Origin of the sequence: Massilia aurea (assembly GCF_024753205.1) — a bacterium.
Lineage (GTDB): Bacteria > Pseudomonadota > Gammaproteobacteria > Burkholderiales > Burkholderiaceae_D > Telluria > Telluria aurea.
Window position 1 is genome coordinate 194111 of the sequence record NZ_JANUGZ010000005.1, and the last position, 13927, is coordinate 208037.

15 protein-coding genes are annotated in these 13927 nt (G+C 62.9%); 11 read left to right on the forward strand and 4 right to left on the reverse strand.

Going from position 1 to position 13927, the window contains the following annotated elements:
* Window positions 1-32 precede the first annotated feature (32 nt).
* The 8 genes from NX775_RS20110 to phoR all read left to right on the forward strand — a co-directional run bounded on the left by NX775_RS20110 (window position 33) and on the right by phoR (window position 7453).
* Window positions 33-353 (forward strand): PilZ domain-containing protein, encoded by a 321-nt coding sequence (locus NX775_RS20110; RefSeq protein WP_258837572.1) that lies wholly within the window; start codon window positions 33-35, stop codon window positions 351-353.
* A gap of 465 nt (window positions 354-818) precedes the next feature.
* The gene (pstS, locus tag NX775_RS20115; RefSeq protein WP_183551084.1) at window positions 819-1853 is read left to right on the forward strand and encodes a phosphate ABC transporter substrate-binding protein PstS; all 1035 of its coding nucleotides are present in this window, start codon (window positions 819-821) and stop codon (window positions 1851-1853) included.
* 108 nt (window positions 1854-1961) lie between these two features.
* Window positions 1962-2984, forward strand: a complete 1023-nt coding sequence (pstC, locus tag NX775_RS20120; RefSeq protein WP_258837573.1) for a phosphate ABC transporter permease subunit PstC — start codon at window positions 1962-1964, stop codon at window positions 2982-2984.
* 13 nt (window positions 2985-2997) lie between these two features.
* Window positions 2998-3858 (forward strand): phosphate ABC transporter permease PstA, encoded by an 861-nt coding sequence (pstA, locus tag NX775_RS20125; protein ID WP_258837574.1) that lies wholly within the window; start codon window positions 2998-3000, stop codon window positions 3856-3858.
* Between the two features lie 36 nt (window positions 3859-3894).
* A complete protein-coding gene (gene pstB / locus NX775_RS20130) occupies window positions 3895-4683 on the forward strand; it encodes a phosphate ABC transporter ATP-binding protein PstB (RefSeq protein ID WP_258837575.1) in 789 nt (262 codons plus the stop codon).
* A gap of 68 nt (window positions 4684-4751) precedes the next feature.
* Window positions 4752-5453, forward strand: a complete 702-nt coding sequence (gene phoU / locus NX775_RS20135) for a phosphate signaling complex protein PhoU (protein WP_183551093.1) — start codon at window positions 4752-4754, stop codon at window positions 5451-5453.
* 2 nt (window positions 5454-5455) lie between these two features.
* Window positions 5456-6142 carry a response regulator gene (locus NX775_RS20140; protein ID WP_258837576.1) on the forward strand — a complete coding sequence of 229 codons (687 nt, stop codon included), beginning with the start codon at window positions 5456-5458 and terminating at the stop codon, window positions 6140-6142.
* A gap of 18 nt (window positions 6143-6160) precedes the next feature.
* The gene (gene phoR, locus NX775_RS20145; protein ID WP_258837577.1) at window positions 6161-7453 is read left to right on the forward strand and encodes a phosphate regulon sensor histidine kinase PhoR; all 1293 of its coding nucleotides are present in this window, start codon (window positions 6161-6163) and stop codon (window positions 7451-7453) included.
* A 486-nt stretch (window positions 7454-7939) separates the two neighbouring features.
* Here phoR and NX775_RS20150 read toward each other — a convergent pair whose 3' ends face one another.
* From NX775_RS20150 to NX775_RS20165, 4 genes are read right to left on the reverse strand one after another with little or no spacing between them, the layout of a single operon-like run.
* A complete protein-coding gene (locus NX775_RS20150; RefSeq protein ID WP_258837578.1) occupies window positions 7940-8290 on the reverse strand; it encodes a DUF3325 domain-containing protein in 351 nt (116 codons plus the stop codon).
* A complete protein-coding gene (locus tag NX775_RS20155; protein ID WP_258837579.1) occupies window positions 8287-9924 on the reverse strand; it encodes a PepSY-associated TM helix domain-containing protein in 1638 nt (545 codons plus the stop codon). Before NX775_RS20155 ends, NX775_RS20150 begins: the two co-directional genes overlap by 4 nt.
* The gene (locus tag NX775_RS20160; protein WP_258837580.1) at window positions 9921-10208 is read right to left on the reverse strand and encodes a DUF3649 domain-containing protein; all 288 of its coding nucleotides are present in this window, start codon (window positions 10206-10208) and stop codon (window positions 9921-9923) included. The genes NX775_RS20155 and NX775_RS20160 overlap by 4 nt, the downstream gene beginning before the upstream one ends.
* A gap of 57 nt (window positions 10209-10265) precedes the next feature.
* Window positions 10266-10991 carry a DUF4198 domain-containing protein gene (locus NX775_RS20165; protein WP_258837581.1) on the reverse strand — a complete coding sequence of 242 codons (726 nt, stop codon included), beginning with the start codon at window positions 10989-10991 and terminating at the stop codon, window positions 10266-10268.
* A gap of 199 nt (window positions 10992-11190) precedes the next feature.
* Here NX775_RS20165 and NX775_RS20170 point away from each other — a divergent pair, with 199 nt between their 5' ends.
* The 3 genes from NX775_RS20170 (at window position 11191) to carA (ending at window position 13926) form a co-directional block, all read left to right on the forward strand.
* Window positions 11191-12108 carry a patatin-like phospholipase family protein gene (locus NX775_RS20170; RefSeq protein WP_258837582.1) on the forward strand — a complete coding sequence of 306 codons (918 nt, stop codon included), beginning with the start codon at window positions 11191-11193 and terminating at the stop codon, window positions 12106-12108.
* 11 nt (window positions 12109-12119) lie between these two features.
* Window positions 12120-12530: a GlcG/HbpS family heme-binding protein gene (locus NX775_RS20175; protein ID WP_258837583.1), complete on the forward strand. Its 411-nt coding sequence runs from the start codon at window positions 12120-12122 to the stop codon at window positions 12528-12530.
* Window positions 12531-12762: 232 nt separating this feature from the next.
* Entirely contained in the window at window positions 12763-13926 is a 1164-nt protein-coding gene (carA, locus tag NX775_RS20180; RefSeq protein ID WP_258837584.1) for a glutamine-hydrolyzing carbamoyl-phosphate synthase small subunit, read from the forward strand.
* Window position 13927 lies beyond the last annotated feature (1 nt).

Consider the following 13927-nt stretch of genomic DNA (forward strand, 5'->3'; position numbering starts at 1 on the left):
TAGTGTCCCTTATCAGGCATCATGGGAAACACGTGTTACAAGAGCAGAGGCAGTCCCCGCGCAAAGTATTGCGTACCAAAGTCTTGCTGGCCATCGACGGCCGGGCACCATTCACCGGCAAGAGCGTCGATGTCAGCACCAACGGCATCAGTGTCAACATTCCCGACCCGGTGCCGGTCGGGCTCGCCGGCCAGTTGCGTTTCGACCTGATGATCGACGGCCGCTTCACGACGATCGACGCCCATGCCAAAGCGCTGCACTGCATTTTCAGCGGCGGTGAGTACAAGGTGGGGTTCAAGTTCCAGAGCCTTGACCTGGCAGCCGTGACGGCGCTGGCGCGCTTCCTGCGCTGATCTCGACGCACCATGCTACAAGCGGCGAGCACCCTGGGGCCTCACCGCTTGCTGTCTGACCCGCTGAGCAGGTTTGTCGCTATTCGTGATAGCGGTCTTCGAGTTGCCTGGAACTTCCACGTACTTCCTGGTAGATCTCGAACGCGACCAGTGCAGCCAGCCCGCCCAGAATCCCCATGACCATCATGTCCAGCATACAATCATCAACGCCGTTGGGCATCCCCTCCATGTGAAAACGACACTTCAGGGTAGCAGCTGATACGGTATTTACAAGGCTGGCGACGCTCGAAAATATCGGTGATCGCCCAGCCGCGCGCCGCGTCCCCACCGGCAATGCCATGCTTGCGGCCGTGTCATGTTCGTGTCACATTTCAGAATATGTCATGAACTTGTCATATTCGCCCGCTAGACTGCGCTTCATCGTCAGCGGGATCGTCCCGTCGTTCTATTTTCAGAGGATCAGATATGCGCATGAAGCATCTCTTCGTTTCGATCGCCGTCGCCGCTTCGGCATTCACCGCAACCGCCCAAGCCGCCAACATCACCGGCGCAGGCGCGACGTTCCCTTATCCGATCTACGCCAAATGGGCCGAGCTGTACAAGGCAGCATCGGGCAATGGCCTGAATTACCAGTCGGTCGGTTCCGGCGCCGGCATCAAGCAGATCAAGGCCAAGACCGTCGACTTCGGCGCGTCCGACATGCCACTGGCAGCCGCTGAACTCAACGCCGCCGGCCTGTTCCAGTTCCCGGCCGTGATGGGCGGCGTCGTGCCGATCGTCAACCTGGCGGGCATCGCTCCTGGCCAGATGAAACTGAGCGGCGCCGTCATCGCCGACATCTACATGGGCAAGATCGTCAAGTGGAACGCGCCGCAGATCGCCGCGCTGAACCCGGGCGTCAAACTGCCGGACGCCGACATCACCGTCGTGCGCCGCGCTGACAGCTCGGGCACCTCGTTCCTGTGGACCGATTTCCTGTCGAAGTCGAGCCCGGAATGGAAGACCAAGGTCGGCGCCGGCACCACCGTCAAGTGGGCAGTGGGCGTGGGCGGCAAGGGCAACGAAGGCGTGGCCGCCAACGTGCAGCGCATCAAGGGCGGCATCGGCTACGTCGAGTGGGCCTACGCCAAAAAGAACAAGATGTCGCACACCCAGCTCCAGAACAAGGATGGCGTGTTCCTGCAACCGAGCGACGACGCCTTCAAGGCCGCCGCCGCTGGCGCCAACTGGTCGGGCACCCCGGGCTTTGCGGTCATCCTGACCGACCAGCCGGGCAAGGACAGCTGGCCAGTCACGGGCGCGTCGTACATCCTCGTGCACAAGGCCCAGGACGCGGCCAAGGGCAAGGAAGTGCTGAAGTTCTTCGACTGGTCGTACAAGAATGGCGCCGCCTCGGCCGCTGAACTCGACTACGTGCCGATGCCTGCGCCGGTCATCAAGCTCGTGCAGGACGCCTGGCGTACCAATCTGAAAGACACCACCGGCAAGGCGCTTTGGTAATCCATACCTCTTCACCATCGAAGGACCGGCCCGACCGGTCCTTCTGCATGCCAGCGATATTGACAAAACGATATTGATTACGAGTCTTATAGCGAGTCTTCCACACATATGAGCGCCCACCCATCCTTGTCCGTGCAGGACCTGCCTGAACAGGCTGCAGCCGAAGACGCCCGTCGTTACGCTGCACTGCGCACGACGATGCGCAACCAGCGTATCCAGGACTTCTTCTTCCACAAAATCACGCTGCTGTTTGCTGCCACGGTCCTGGCGGTGCTGATCGGGATCATCATCTCGCTGGCCATCGGCGCCGCGCCGGCGTTCTCGCAGTTTGGCCCGGGCTTCATCACCCGCGTCGAGTGGGATCCGGTGAACGACGAGTTCGGCGCCATGATCGCCATCTGGGGCACGCTGGCCACCTCGATCATCGCGCTGGCCGTGGCCTTCCCGATCAGCTTCGGTATCGCACTGTTCCTGACCGAGATCTGCCCGGCCTGGCTGCGTCGCCCGCTGGGCACCGCCGTCGAGCTGCTCGCCGGCGTGCCGTCGATCATCTACGGCATGTGGGGCCTGTTTGTGTTCGCGCCGATGTTCGCCGACCACGTGCAGCCGCTGCTGAAAGAAACCATCGGCCAGTTGCCGGTGATCGGCGTTATCTTCCAGGGTCCGACGATGGGCATCGGCATCATGACCGCCGGCCTGATCCTGGCAATCATGATCATCCCGTTCATTGCCTCGGTGATGCGCGATGTGTTCGAGATCGTGCCGACCGTGCTGAAGGAATCGGCGTATGGCCTCGGTTGCACCCGCTGGGAAGTGGTGCGCAAGGTCGTGCTGCCATACACCCGCAACGGTGTGGTGGGCGGCGTCATGCTGGGCTTGGGCCGCGCGCTGGGTGAGACGATGGCCGTGACCTTTGTGATTGGTAACGCGCACTCGCTGTCGGCCTCGCTGTTCTCGCCAGGCAATTCGATTTCGTCGACGCTTGCCAACGAATTTGCCGAAGCGGCCAGCACGCTGCACTCGTCGTCGCTGTTTGCGCTGGCACTGATCCTGTTTGGCATCACGTTCATCGTGCTGTCGGCGGCCAAGATCATGCTGCTCGGTATGTCCCGTAACGAAGGCACGAAATAAGATGGCAACTGAGATGAATACCCCTTCCAAGAACCCGGTATACCGCCGGCGCCTGCTGGCGCACCGCATCGGCATCACGCTGTCGGTGTGCGCGATGGGCATCGGTCTGGCCTTCCTGGCCTGGATCCTGTTCACGCTGCTGTACAACGGCCTGGGCGGCCTGTCGGCCACGCTGTTCACGGCCGACACTCCGGCCCCGGGCACGCCTGGTGGCGGCTTGCGCAATGCGATTCTGGGCAGCGTGATGATGGTCGGTCTGTCGACGCTGATCAGCACGCCGGTCGGCATCCTGGCCGGTATCTATCTGGCCGAATACGGCGAGAACAACAAGTTCGCGCAAGTCACGCGCTTCGTGACCGACATCATGCTGTCGGCCCCGTCGATCGTGATTGGCCTGTTCGTGTATGCGATCTACGTCGCCAAGGTCCAGCACTTCTCGGGCTACGCCGGCACGATCGCGCTGTCGCTGATCGCGATTCCGGTCGTCGTGCGCACCACCGACAATATGCTGCGCCTGGTACCCCCCAGCCTGCTCGAAGCGGCGTATGCGCTGGGCGCGCCGCACTGGAAAGTGGCTCTGACCGTGCGCCTGCGCGCCGTGAAGGCTGGCGTCGTCACTGGCGTGCTGCTGGCCGTGGCCCGCGTTACCGGTGAAACCGCGCCGCTGCTGTTCACCGCGCTGAACAACCAGTTCTACAGCCATGACATGAATGCGCCGCTGGCCAACCTGCCGGTGGTGATCTACACCTACGCCATGAGCCCGTACGATGACTGGCGCTCGCTGGCCTGGGCCGGTGCATTGCTTGTGACCACGACCGTGTTGTTGCTGAACATCCTGTCGCGTACGTTGTTCAGCCAAAAAACCCCGAATTAATTCACTCTGATAAACGATAAAGTGATGAACCAAGCCATGCTCAATACGACTCCGACCCCGGCTGCGGCCAAAGCCAAGACGATCGAAATCGAAGGCCTGAACTTCTTTTACGGTAAAACGCAGAGTCTGAAGAATGTCAGCCTCGACATCCACGCCAAGCAGGTCACGGCCTTCATCGGCCCGTCGGGCTGCGGCAAGTCGACGCTGCTGCGTACCCTGAACCGGATGTACGACCTGTACCCGGGCCAGCGCGCCGAAGGCAAGATCATGTACCGCGGCGGCAATATCCTCGACGCAGGCGTCGACGTGAACATGCTGCGCGCCAAGGTCGGCATGGTGTTCCAGAAGCCGACCCCGTTCCCGATGTCGATCTACGACAACATCGCGTTCGGCGTGCGCCTGTACGAAAACCTGTCGAAAGGCGAGATGGACGAGCGCGTCGAGTGGGCCCTGAAAAAGGCGGCGCTGTGGGAAGAAGCCAAGGACAAGCTGTCCAAGAGCGGCCTGTCGCTGTCGGGCGGCCAGCAGCAGCGCCTGTGCATCGCGCGTGGCGTGGCAGTCAAGCCCGATGTGCTCTTGCTCGATGAGCCGACCTCGGCGCTGGACCCGATCTCGACCGCCAAGATCGAAGAACTGATCAGCGAACTCAAGCAGGATTACACGATCACGATCGTGACCCACAATATGCAACAGGCCGCGCGCTGCTCCGACTACACCGCCTATATGTACCTGGGCGAACTGGTCGAATTCGGCGAGACCGACCAGATCTTCATGAAGCCGGCGCGCAAGGAAACGCAGGATTACATTACCGGCCGCTTCGGCTGATCGAGCTGGCTGACCTTTTTCGGCCGTCCCTGCGGACGGCTTCACAAGAATATTGACGGAGAGTTTGTATGACAGGCGAGCATTCATCCAAGCAGTACGACCAGGAACTCGAAGGGATCCGTTCCCAGGTCTTGCTGATGGGCGGCATGGTGGAAACCCAGTTCGAAGAAGCGCTGGAATGCTTCCGCATCGGCGACATCGCACGCGCCGAGCGCGTGATGGCCGAAGACCAGGCCGTCAACCAGCTTGAAGTCGCGCTGGACGACGCCTGCAGCCACCTGATCGTGAAACGCCAGCCGACCGCGAACGACCTGCGCACCGTGATGGCCACCATCAAGGTGATCACCGACCTCGAGCGCATTGGCGACGAAGCGACCAAGGTTGCGCGCACGGCGAAAAGCCTGCACGAGCGGGGCGCGACGGGCTTTGCCCATTTCGACATGATCCGCACGATCGCCAAGGCGACGTCCGAACTGCTGCACGATTCGCTCGACGCGTTCGCGCGCCTGGACGGCAAGCAGGCCTTGCAGATCATCGCGGGCGACGAAGTGGTCGACCACGAGTTCCGCGTCATCCTGCGCACGATGGTCACGTTCATGATGGAAGACCCGCGCACGATTTCGTCGGCGCTCGACACGCTGTGGGTGGCCAAGGCCATCGAGCGCATCGGCGACCATGCCAAGAACATCGCCGAATACGTGATCTACGTGGTCGAAGGCCGCGACATCCGCCACAGCAAGCCGACGCTCGGTGAGCCGCCGGTACTGTGAGCATGGCTGACACCACCTCCGTCCTCGTGGTCGAGGATGAGCCGGCGATCGTCGAACTGGTGACCTATTCGCTGCGCGAAGCAGGCTGGGAAATCCGCACGGCCGATACGGCGGCCGGCGCCTGGGACAGCATCAGCCGGGGCAAGCCTGACCTGCTGCTGCTGGACTGGATGCTGCCCGACCAGAGCGGCCTGCGCTTGCTGTCGCGTATTCGCGCCGACCGCGATTTCCAGGAGCTGCCGGTCATCATGCTGACCGCCAAGAGCATGGAAGAAGACAAGCTGGCGGGCCTGAACAGCGGCGCTGACGACTACATCACCAAGCCGTTCTCGCCGCGCGAACTGCTGGCCCGTTCGCGCGCGCTGCTGCGCCGCAAGAGCCCGCACCTGGCCGAAGCGCCGCTGCGCGCCGGCAGCGTAACGCTCGATCCGAACAGCTGCACCGTGACGGTCGAGAACCAGCAGATCGACATCGGCAACGCTGAATACAAGCTGCTCAAGTACCTGCTGGCGCACCGCGAGCGCGTGTTTTCACGCGCCCAGTTGCTCGACAAGGTGTGGGGCGACCATGCGGTGATCGAAGAGCGCACGGTCGACGTGCACGTGCTACGACTGCGCAAGGCGCTGAAATCGGCCGATGGCCTGATCCGCACGGTGCGCAGCGTCGGCTACATGCTGTCCGAAAAATAGTCTGTGTCGAAGGACGCGATGAATCCCAAGTTGCTGTTCTGGGTCCCGGCGCTGTTGCGCCTGGGGCTGTTGTTTGCCTTTGCGGGCCTCGTCTGGTGGTGGATGGGGCTGGTGGTCGGGCTGTCGCTGGCGCTGGCTGCTGCTGTCACGGCCATCATCGTGCAGCTGTCCTATCTGCAAAAGCTGGGCGAATGGCTCGAGCATCCGCAAGAGACGCGCCTGCCGGACGGGTGGGGCGCCTGGACGGAAGCGTTCGCGCGCCTGTACCACCTGCGGCGCGACGACAAGAAGCACCAGGCTGAACTCACCGAATGGCTGGCCCGTTTCCGCCAGGCGATGCACCTGCTGCCGGAAGGCGTCGCGATCATGGACGACGTACTGTTTCTGGAGTGGTGCAACCCGGCGCTCGAGCGGCATCTGGGTTTGACGATGGAGCGCGACAAGGGCTTGCGCGTGACCAATCTGGTGCGCCATCCCGACTTCATCGATTACATCATCCTGGGCCGCTACGAGCAGCCGCTGACGCTGGCGTTCAGGGGCCGCAAGATCGAATGCCGCATCATCCCGTTCGAGAACCGGCGCCAGATCCTGGTCACGCACGACGCGACCGATACCGAGCGGATCGAAGCGATGCGGCGCGACTTCATTGCCAACGCCTCGCACGAGCTGAGGACGCCGCTGACGGTGATCGTGGGCTTCCTCGAAATCGCGATGGCCGATCCGGGCCTGGACGTGACCACGCGCACGGCGCACCTGAGCTTGATGACCGAGCAGGCGCAGCGGATGCAGCGGCTGATCCAGGACATGCTGACCCTGTCGCGGCTGGAGTCGGACGAATTCCCGCTCAAGCGCGAGCGGGTGGATATCAAGCTTCTGGTCGAATCGATCGCCGCCGAAGCGCGCGCGCTGTCGGGCGGCCGGCACACGATCGAGGTGGCGGTGGATGGCCCGGACGTGATGGGCAGCATGGAAGAGCTGCGGAGCGCTTTTGCCAACCTGGCGTCGAACGCGGTGCGCTACTCGCCCAACGGCGGCACGATCCGCCTGGCGTGGTCGCGCGGCCCCGATGCGCTGGCGTTTGCCGTGACCGACTGCGGCATCGGCATCGACCCGGAACACATCCCGCGCCTGACCGAGCGTTTCTACCGCGTGGACAAGAGCCGCTCGCGCGAAACGCAGGGCACGGGCCTGGGCCTGGCCATCGTCAAGCACGTGCTGCTGCGCCACGGCGGCAAGCTGACGATCACCTCCCAACCAGGCAAAGGCAGCACCTTCGCCGCCACGCTCCCCAACACATCCCTGCCAGCATAACCCTCCGACCCCAAAAGCAATTGCCCTACAATTGGGGTCAGAGTCGAATTGTTTGACAACTTTGTGACATGCTGGGGAGATCTTCCGGTTGACCACAAATTGAACGGAAACGTTTGTTTGAGACAATGAGGGTCAGAGTCGAATTAATGAGCAACTTCGAAAGTTGTCAAACAATTCGACTCTGACCCTCATTGTTTTTTCGGTGTTTTAGTGAGAAGAACAATTGATTTTGACTAGAACGATGGGCACGAGCAAGCAAAGCCATCGCTCAATAGATTGAGGTACTTTTTTCGGCTTTTTTGACCGGAAAAAAATGAGGGTCAGAGTCGAATTAATGAGCAACTTCGAAAGTTGTCAAACAATTCGACTCTGACCCTAATTGTCTTTTGGGCAAGCTGAGGCTAGGACATTGAGGCTCGGTAAAACGTCGTGGTGCGAGTGGGAAATTGGCCAATAATTCGACTCTGACCCTAATTGTTCCGGATGTTAGGGTAGCAGGAGGAGGGCGGTGGTCAGGGCGGCTGCCGGGATGCCGATCCAGGCGCCTTGGGCGACTTTGCGGGGGGCGTATTGGAGCATGGCGGCCACCGTCCAGGCGGCGACTGACAGGATGCCGCACCACAGCACCGGGCCGACGTGCCAGCCGCGGGCGGCGATGCAGGCGGCGAAGGAGAGTGCCAGGCCCAACCAGGCCAGTGTGCGCATGCGCATTCTCAGCGCTGGCGCTGGCTCCTTGCCGCGGCCGTGCAGGTCGGCGTAGTGGCGGTCCATCACGATGCCTTTGGCGGCGAATGCGCTGAAGGCGAGGGAAACGCTGCTGAGGAATAGCATGCTCATACGGGCTCCATGGTCGAGGTCGATCCGGCGTCAGCCGCCGTCTGCTTTTTCGCTGCTTTCTTTTTGGCTTTGTGCCCCAGCCACCAGGCGGCCCAGCCCAGCAATGTGCCCAGTATCAGGACGACGATGTCGAACGCCGCCACCGGCCGCAGGCCTGGGCCGCCGAACAGCGACACGCCCAGGTGCGAATGGGTCGTGAACACGTTCAGCACAGGGATGCCTGCCAGCATCACCGCGCCCACCGTTAGCTGGAAGCGCCACATCGCGCGTGTCGGCCGGATCTGGGCGAGGAGGGCGGCGGCGGCCCAGGCGATGAAGAACCAGTTGGCTTCGGCGCTGGCGCGTTGGGCCATGTCCATCGGCAGCAGGCGGTTGGCCCAGAAGAAGGCGGCTAACGCGATCGGCAGGCCGGCGATGGCGCCGATGTTCAGTGCGTCGACCAGCCGCACGCCGAAGCCGACGCGTCCGCCGTTGGCCACGATCTTGGCGTACGACTGGCGTTCCCGCACGCCCCACAACAGCGCGCCGGTGGCGACCATCGCAGAACCAGCCAGGCCGCACACGAAGAACAGCGCGCGCAGCAGGGGATCGGCAAAGTGCGCTAGGTGCATGCCATAGATGGCGGCGCGCGTGGCGAGCGCCGTGCTCAGCGGCGGCGTTGCCGACACCAGAGCGCCGCTGACGCCATCGAACGTCATTGCCGGTTCGAGGTTCGACAACTGCTGGCCCGACGGGCGATACAGTTCTACGCGCGCGGCCGAATCGTTCGGATGGCTGATCGCCACGCGCGATGGCGTCACGCCCCACGCCCGCTCGGCCTGCTGCAGCATCGGTGCGATATCGGCCAGCGGCGCGGCGATGTCCGCCGGCTTGCCGCGCTCAAAGTTGCCAAACACGTCGCTGAACATGGTGTTCTGCTCGGCGCCGTACAGCGCCTTGGTGGGCGCGGGCATGTAGATGAACATCAGCGTCACGATGCCCGTGTAGGTGATCATCAGGTGGAACGGCAGCGCCAGCACGGCGGTCGCGTTGTGCGCATCCAGCCACGAGCGCTGGCCTTTCTTTGGCCGGAACGTGAAGAAGTCCTTGAAGATGCGCTTGTGCGTGATCACGCCGCTGATGATCGCCACCAGCATGAACATCGCGCCAATGCCGACAATCCAGCGGCCCCAGATCGCCGGCATGTAGTGCAGGTCGAAGTGCAGGCGGTACAGGAAGTCTCCGCCACGGGTGTCGCGCGGTTTGGTCGTTTGCAGACCACTAGACGGATCGAGCGTGACATTCTGGTCGCGCAGCGCATTGCGGCGCTCTTGGCGCGTCATGTCTTTTTTCGGCGGATTCTGCCAGGCGGCCTGGATCAGCGGATTGCGCTCGTCGGGCAGGTCGATCGTCCAGCGCGTCGCATTGGGCGCGCGCTCCTGCAACGTGCGCACCGCTAGTTGCGCCGACTGCGCCGGGGAGAGCGTGGCCGGCGCAGCGGCTGCCGCGTGCAGCTCGGGCTTCATCCAGAACGTGATCTCGTGCCGGTAATACGCCGCTGTGCCGCCCATGAACACCAGCAGCAGCAGCCAGCAGACGAGCAGGCCAGCCCACGTATGCACCCACGCCATCGATTGCCGCAAGCCGTCCTTCATGCCGTTCCTCCGACCAGCCACAAGACCATCCCCAGCACCGCGCACGTTGCAGCCACGCCAACGCAGGCGCGCAGCGCGCTGCGCGTGGCAAATACCCACAGGATCACGCAGGGATAGATGACGAACGCCAGCAGCGTGGCGATGGTGACGGCATCGGCGCGCGGCAGCGGCAGCGCCAGTGCAATCAGTGCGCCGGCAAGCGCTGCGAGCACGTAGCCGCCGCCGATCGCGGCCACCGCGCGGGCGGTGACGCCGCCACGGTAGCGCCAGGTGATCGTGGTCATGAGCCCGGGCCTTTCTTCAGACGACGGATGGCGTCACTGGATACACGGTGAGCCGGATCAGTGTTCGGCGCTTGGCGCCATGGCTGGGCCAGCCGCGACGGCCGCGATGCCCTTCGGCTGCACGACGCTCAGCGACGTGGTGTAGCTGGACGTTGCGTATTGCAGGCCGGCGCGCTCGCCCGCCGTCTTGTCGGTGTGCTCGGTTTCCAGCACATACAGGCCTTTCCATGGCATGTCGAACTTGACGACGCCGCTGTCATCCGACTCCGCTTCTTTGGCCCAGCCGCTCTGGACAATGGCATTGACCTTCGCTTTTGGCAGTGGCTGGCCCTTGTAGAACACCTTGAATTCGCCGGCCTTGCCGGTCGGGACGAGGTCGAGCGTCAGTTTCGGCTGCTGCGCAGCGAAGCTGGTGGCCATGCGCGCGGCCGGCACCCAGATGTGGTTCAGCTTCTTGCCGTTCTCATCTGTTTCCCAGCTCGGGTAGGCATTGTCCTGAGCGACGATCGCGTCACCCGCCGCCGGCGTGGCGCCGCTGACCAGATAGCCCTTGGCAGTCTTGTCCAGCTTGAGCGTGCGTTCGCCCTTGGCGCCCAGCAGCGTCGCGCTCGGGGCGCCGAACTTGTCGAGCAGGCCCGGCGTGGTTTCGCGCTGGTTCAGGGCGAACTCACCGAATTGCAGCTTGACCGCCTTGCCGTCCTGCTCGAACCAGATTTGGTGGGCCTGTGCGGCAGGCGCGGCGACCAGCATGGCGACGAGGGAGGAGAGCAGAATTTTGGTCATGGTAAGCGCTTTGTGGTTGTTGATCGGATCAGATGGGCAGTATTGCGACAGGAATTATAATGCGAATCATTCTCATTTCAAAACATTTTTGCAACTGCTCCGCGCGGAGCGAATCACCGGCTCCCCGTCGTGCCCGCCGAGGCATGCCAGCAAGAACGCGCCGATGTACAATCGTGCCTCGTTCTTATCGGCCTCCTCTATGCTCTCTCGACGTACTTCCCTCGTGGCCTGCGCCGCACTGTTGCTGGCCGCCTGCGGCAGCACCCCGACCCCGGCTCCCGTCATTCCCGTTGCCGCCCCCAAGGCGGCGCCATTGCCTCCCAAGAAAATTCGTATCGGCCTGGCCCTCGGTGGCGGCGCCGCGCGCGGCTTCGCCCATATCGGCGTCATCAAGGCGCTCGAAGCCCAGGGCATCTACCCGGAAATCGTCGTCGGCACCAGCGCCGGCTCGGTCGTCGGCGCACTGTATGCGTCGGGCGTGAACGGCTTTGCGCTGCAAAAGACGGCCATGACCATGGACGAGGCCACCATCTCCGACTGGGCGCTGCCGCTGTTCAGCAAATCGACGGGCCTGCTGAAAGGCGAGGCGCTGCAGAGCTATGTGAACAAGGCCGTCAACAACGTGCCGATCGAGAAGTTGAAACTGCGCTTCGGCGCCGTGGCCACCGATCTGAAAACGGGTCAGCCCATCCTGTTCAGCCGCGGCAATACGGGCATGGCCGTACGCGCATCTTCCAGCGTGCCGAGCGTGTTCCAGCCCGTCGTCATCGGCAACAAGAGCTATGTCGATGGCGGCCTGGTCGCTCCGGTGCCGGTGCGTTACGTGCGCGACATGGGCGCCGATTTCATCATCGCGGTCAATATCTCGAGCGCGACCGAGGGCGCAGCCACCGCCAGTTCGCTCGACGTGCTGATGCAGACCTTCTCGATCATGGGCCAGCGCCTGAATCACTTCGAACTCAAGGATGCCGACGTGGTCATTACGCCCGCGTTGGGCAATATGGGATCGAGCGATTTCGGTGGCCGCAACCTGGCCATCCTGGCGGGCGAGCAGGCCGCTGCCGCCGCCATGCCGCAGATCAAGGCCAAACTAAAACTCAAACAGCAAGTTCCCTGAGAAAGCCCACGATGAACACCAAACCTTACCTGACCCTGGCGGACGCCAAACAGATCGGCGCTGCCGCCGAAGCCGAAGCCCTCGCCAATGGCTGGGCCGTGTCGATCGCCATCGTCGACGATGGTGGCCACCTGCTGTGGCAGCAGCGCCTGGACGGCGCGCCGCCGATCTCGTCGCACATCGCACCCAGCAAGGCCAATACGGCCGCGCTCGGCCGCCGCGAGTCGAAGGTGTATGAAGACGTGATCAATGGTGGCCGCATGTCGTTCCTCAGCGCGCCGAAGCTCGAAGGCATGCTCGAGGGCGGCGTGCCCGTCATCGTCGATGGTCACGTGATCGGCGCGGTCGGCGTCTCGGGTGTGAAATCGCACGAGGATGTGCAGATCGCCAAAGCCGGTATCGCCGCCCTGGGCACGGCGTAAATGGAGCGTACGGGCACATCATTTACGCCCGTATTTGCTGCAACGCCGCATTGCCGAATGCCGTTGTACGCGCTATAATTCGGAAGTTTATCTAATTCAAACTTCGCCGTAGCGCATACCCACCAACCCTCATTCAACATGACCTCCAACACCCGGCGCAAGCAGTGCAGCGGGGTTAGCTGGATGTCGGTCTGACGTGGCGCAGCTACGGCAACTTTTACGGGAGTTGCCCTTGCCGCCATTCTTTTCCGGCCCCTCTGTTCCGGCCATTCTGGCCCTTGCTGACGGGACCATCTTCAAAGGTTATTCCATCGGCGCCGTCGGTCACACGACCGGCGAAGTGGTGTTCAACACCGCCATGACCGGCTACCAGGAAATCCTTACCGACCCGAGCTATTCGCGTCAGATCGTCACGCTGACCTACCCGCACATCGGTAACTATGGCGTCAACACGACCGACGTGGAAGCATCGAAAGTGCATGCCGCTGGTTTGATCATTCGCGACCTGCCGCTGCTGGCCTCCAACTTCCGCTCGACGCAGTCGCTCGGCGACTACCTGAAGGCCGAGAACGTCGTCGCGATTGCCGGCATCGATACCCGCAAGCTGACCCGCATCCTGCGCGAGAAGGGCGCCCAGGCCGGCGCGATCCTCACCGCCGCGCAAGGCGCCGAGCCATCGACCGCGCAAGCGCTCGAACTGGCGCGCTCGTTCCCGGGCTTGGCCGGCATGGACCTGGCCAAGGTCGTCTCGGTGAAGAACGCCTACGAATTCACCGAAACCGAATGGAAGCTGGGCGAAGGCTTTGGCAAGCAGACCAACCCCCAGTACCACGTGGTCGCCTTCGACTACGGCGTCAAGCGCAACATCCTGCGCATGCTGGCCGAGCGCGGCTGCAAGGTCACCGTGCTGCCGGCGCAGTCCACCGCCGCCGACGCGCTGGCGCTGAACCCGGACGGTATCTTCCTGGCCAATGGCCCGGGCGACCCGGAACCATGCGACTACGCCATCGCCGCCTCGCGCGAGCTGATCGAAAAAGGCATCCCGACCTTCGGCATCTGCCTCGGTCACCAGATCATGGCGCTGGCTTCCGGCGCCAAGACCATGAAGATGAAGTTTGGCCACCACGGCGCGAACCACCCGGTGCAGGACCTCGATTCCAAGAAGGTCCTGATCACGTCGCAGAACCACGGCTTTGCGGTCGATCCGACCACCTTGCCGGCCAACTGCCGCGTCACGCACGTGTCGCTGTTCGACGGTTCGCTGCAGGGTTTCGAGCGTACCGACAAACCCGCGTTCTGCTTCCAGGGTCACCCTGAAGCCTCGCCTGGGCCGACCGACGTCGCCTACCTGTTTGACCGCTTCATCGGCCTGATGCAAGCAGCGGAGAAAAAATAAT

Excerpts from the sequence above, each read along its gene's own strand:
- NX775_RS20160 (WP_258837580.1), bottom strand. The coding sequence starts at position 10,208 with ATGACCACGATCACCTGGCGCTACCGTGGCGGCGTCACCGCCCGCGCG.
- NX775_RS20155 (WP_258837579.1), bottom strand. The coding sequence starts at position 9,924 with ATGAAGGACGGCTTGCGGCAATCGATGGCGTGGGTGCATACGTGGGCT.
- phoR (WP_258837577.1), top strand. The coding sequence starts at position 6,161 with ATGAATCCCAAGTTGCTGTTCTGGGTCCCGGCGCTGTTGCGCCTGGGG.
- pstA (WP_258837574.1), top strand. The coding sequence starts at position 2,998 with ATGAATACCCCTTCCAAGAACCCGGTATACCGCCGGCGCCTGCTGGCG.
- pstB (WP_258837575.1), top strand. The coding sequence starts at position 3,895 with ATGCTCAATACGACTCCGACCCCGGCTGCGGCCAAAGCCAAGACGATC.
- pstC (WP_258837573.1), top strand. The coding sequence starts at position 1,962 with ATGAGCGCCCACCCATCCTTGTCCGTGCAGGACCTGCCTGAACAGGCT.
- NX775_RS20150 (WP_258837578.1), bottom strand. The coding sequence starts at position 8,290 with ATGAGCATGCTATTCCTCAGCAGCGTTTCCCTCGCCTTCAGCGCATTC.
- NX775_RS20175 (WP_258837583.1), top strand. The coding sequence starts at position 12,120 with ATGAACACCAAACCTTACCTGACCCTGGCGGACGCCAAACAGATCGGC.
- NX775_RS20165 (WP_258837581.1), bottom strand. The coding sequence starts at position 10,991 with ATGACCAAAATTCTGCTCTCCTCCCTCGTCGCCATGCTGGTCGCCGCG.
- NX775_RS20170 (WP_258837582.1), top strand. The coding sequence starts at position 11,191 with ATGCTCTCTCGACGTACTTCCCTCGTGGCCTGCGCCGCACTGTTGCTG.
- pstS (WP_183551084.1), top strand. The coding sequence starts at position 819 with ATGCGCATGAAGCATCTCTTCGTTTCGATCGCCGTCGCCGCTTCGGCA.
- NX775_RS20140 (WP_258837576.1), top strand. The coding sequence starts at position 5,456 with ATGGCTGACACCACCTCCGTCCTCGTGGTCGAGGATGAGCCGGCGATC.
- phoU (WP_183551093.1), top strand. The coding sequence starts at position 4,752 with ATGACAGGCGAGCATTCATCCAAGCAGTACGACCAGGAACTCGAAGGG.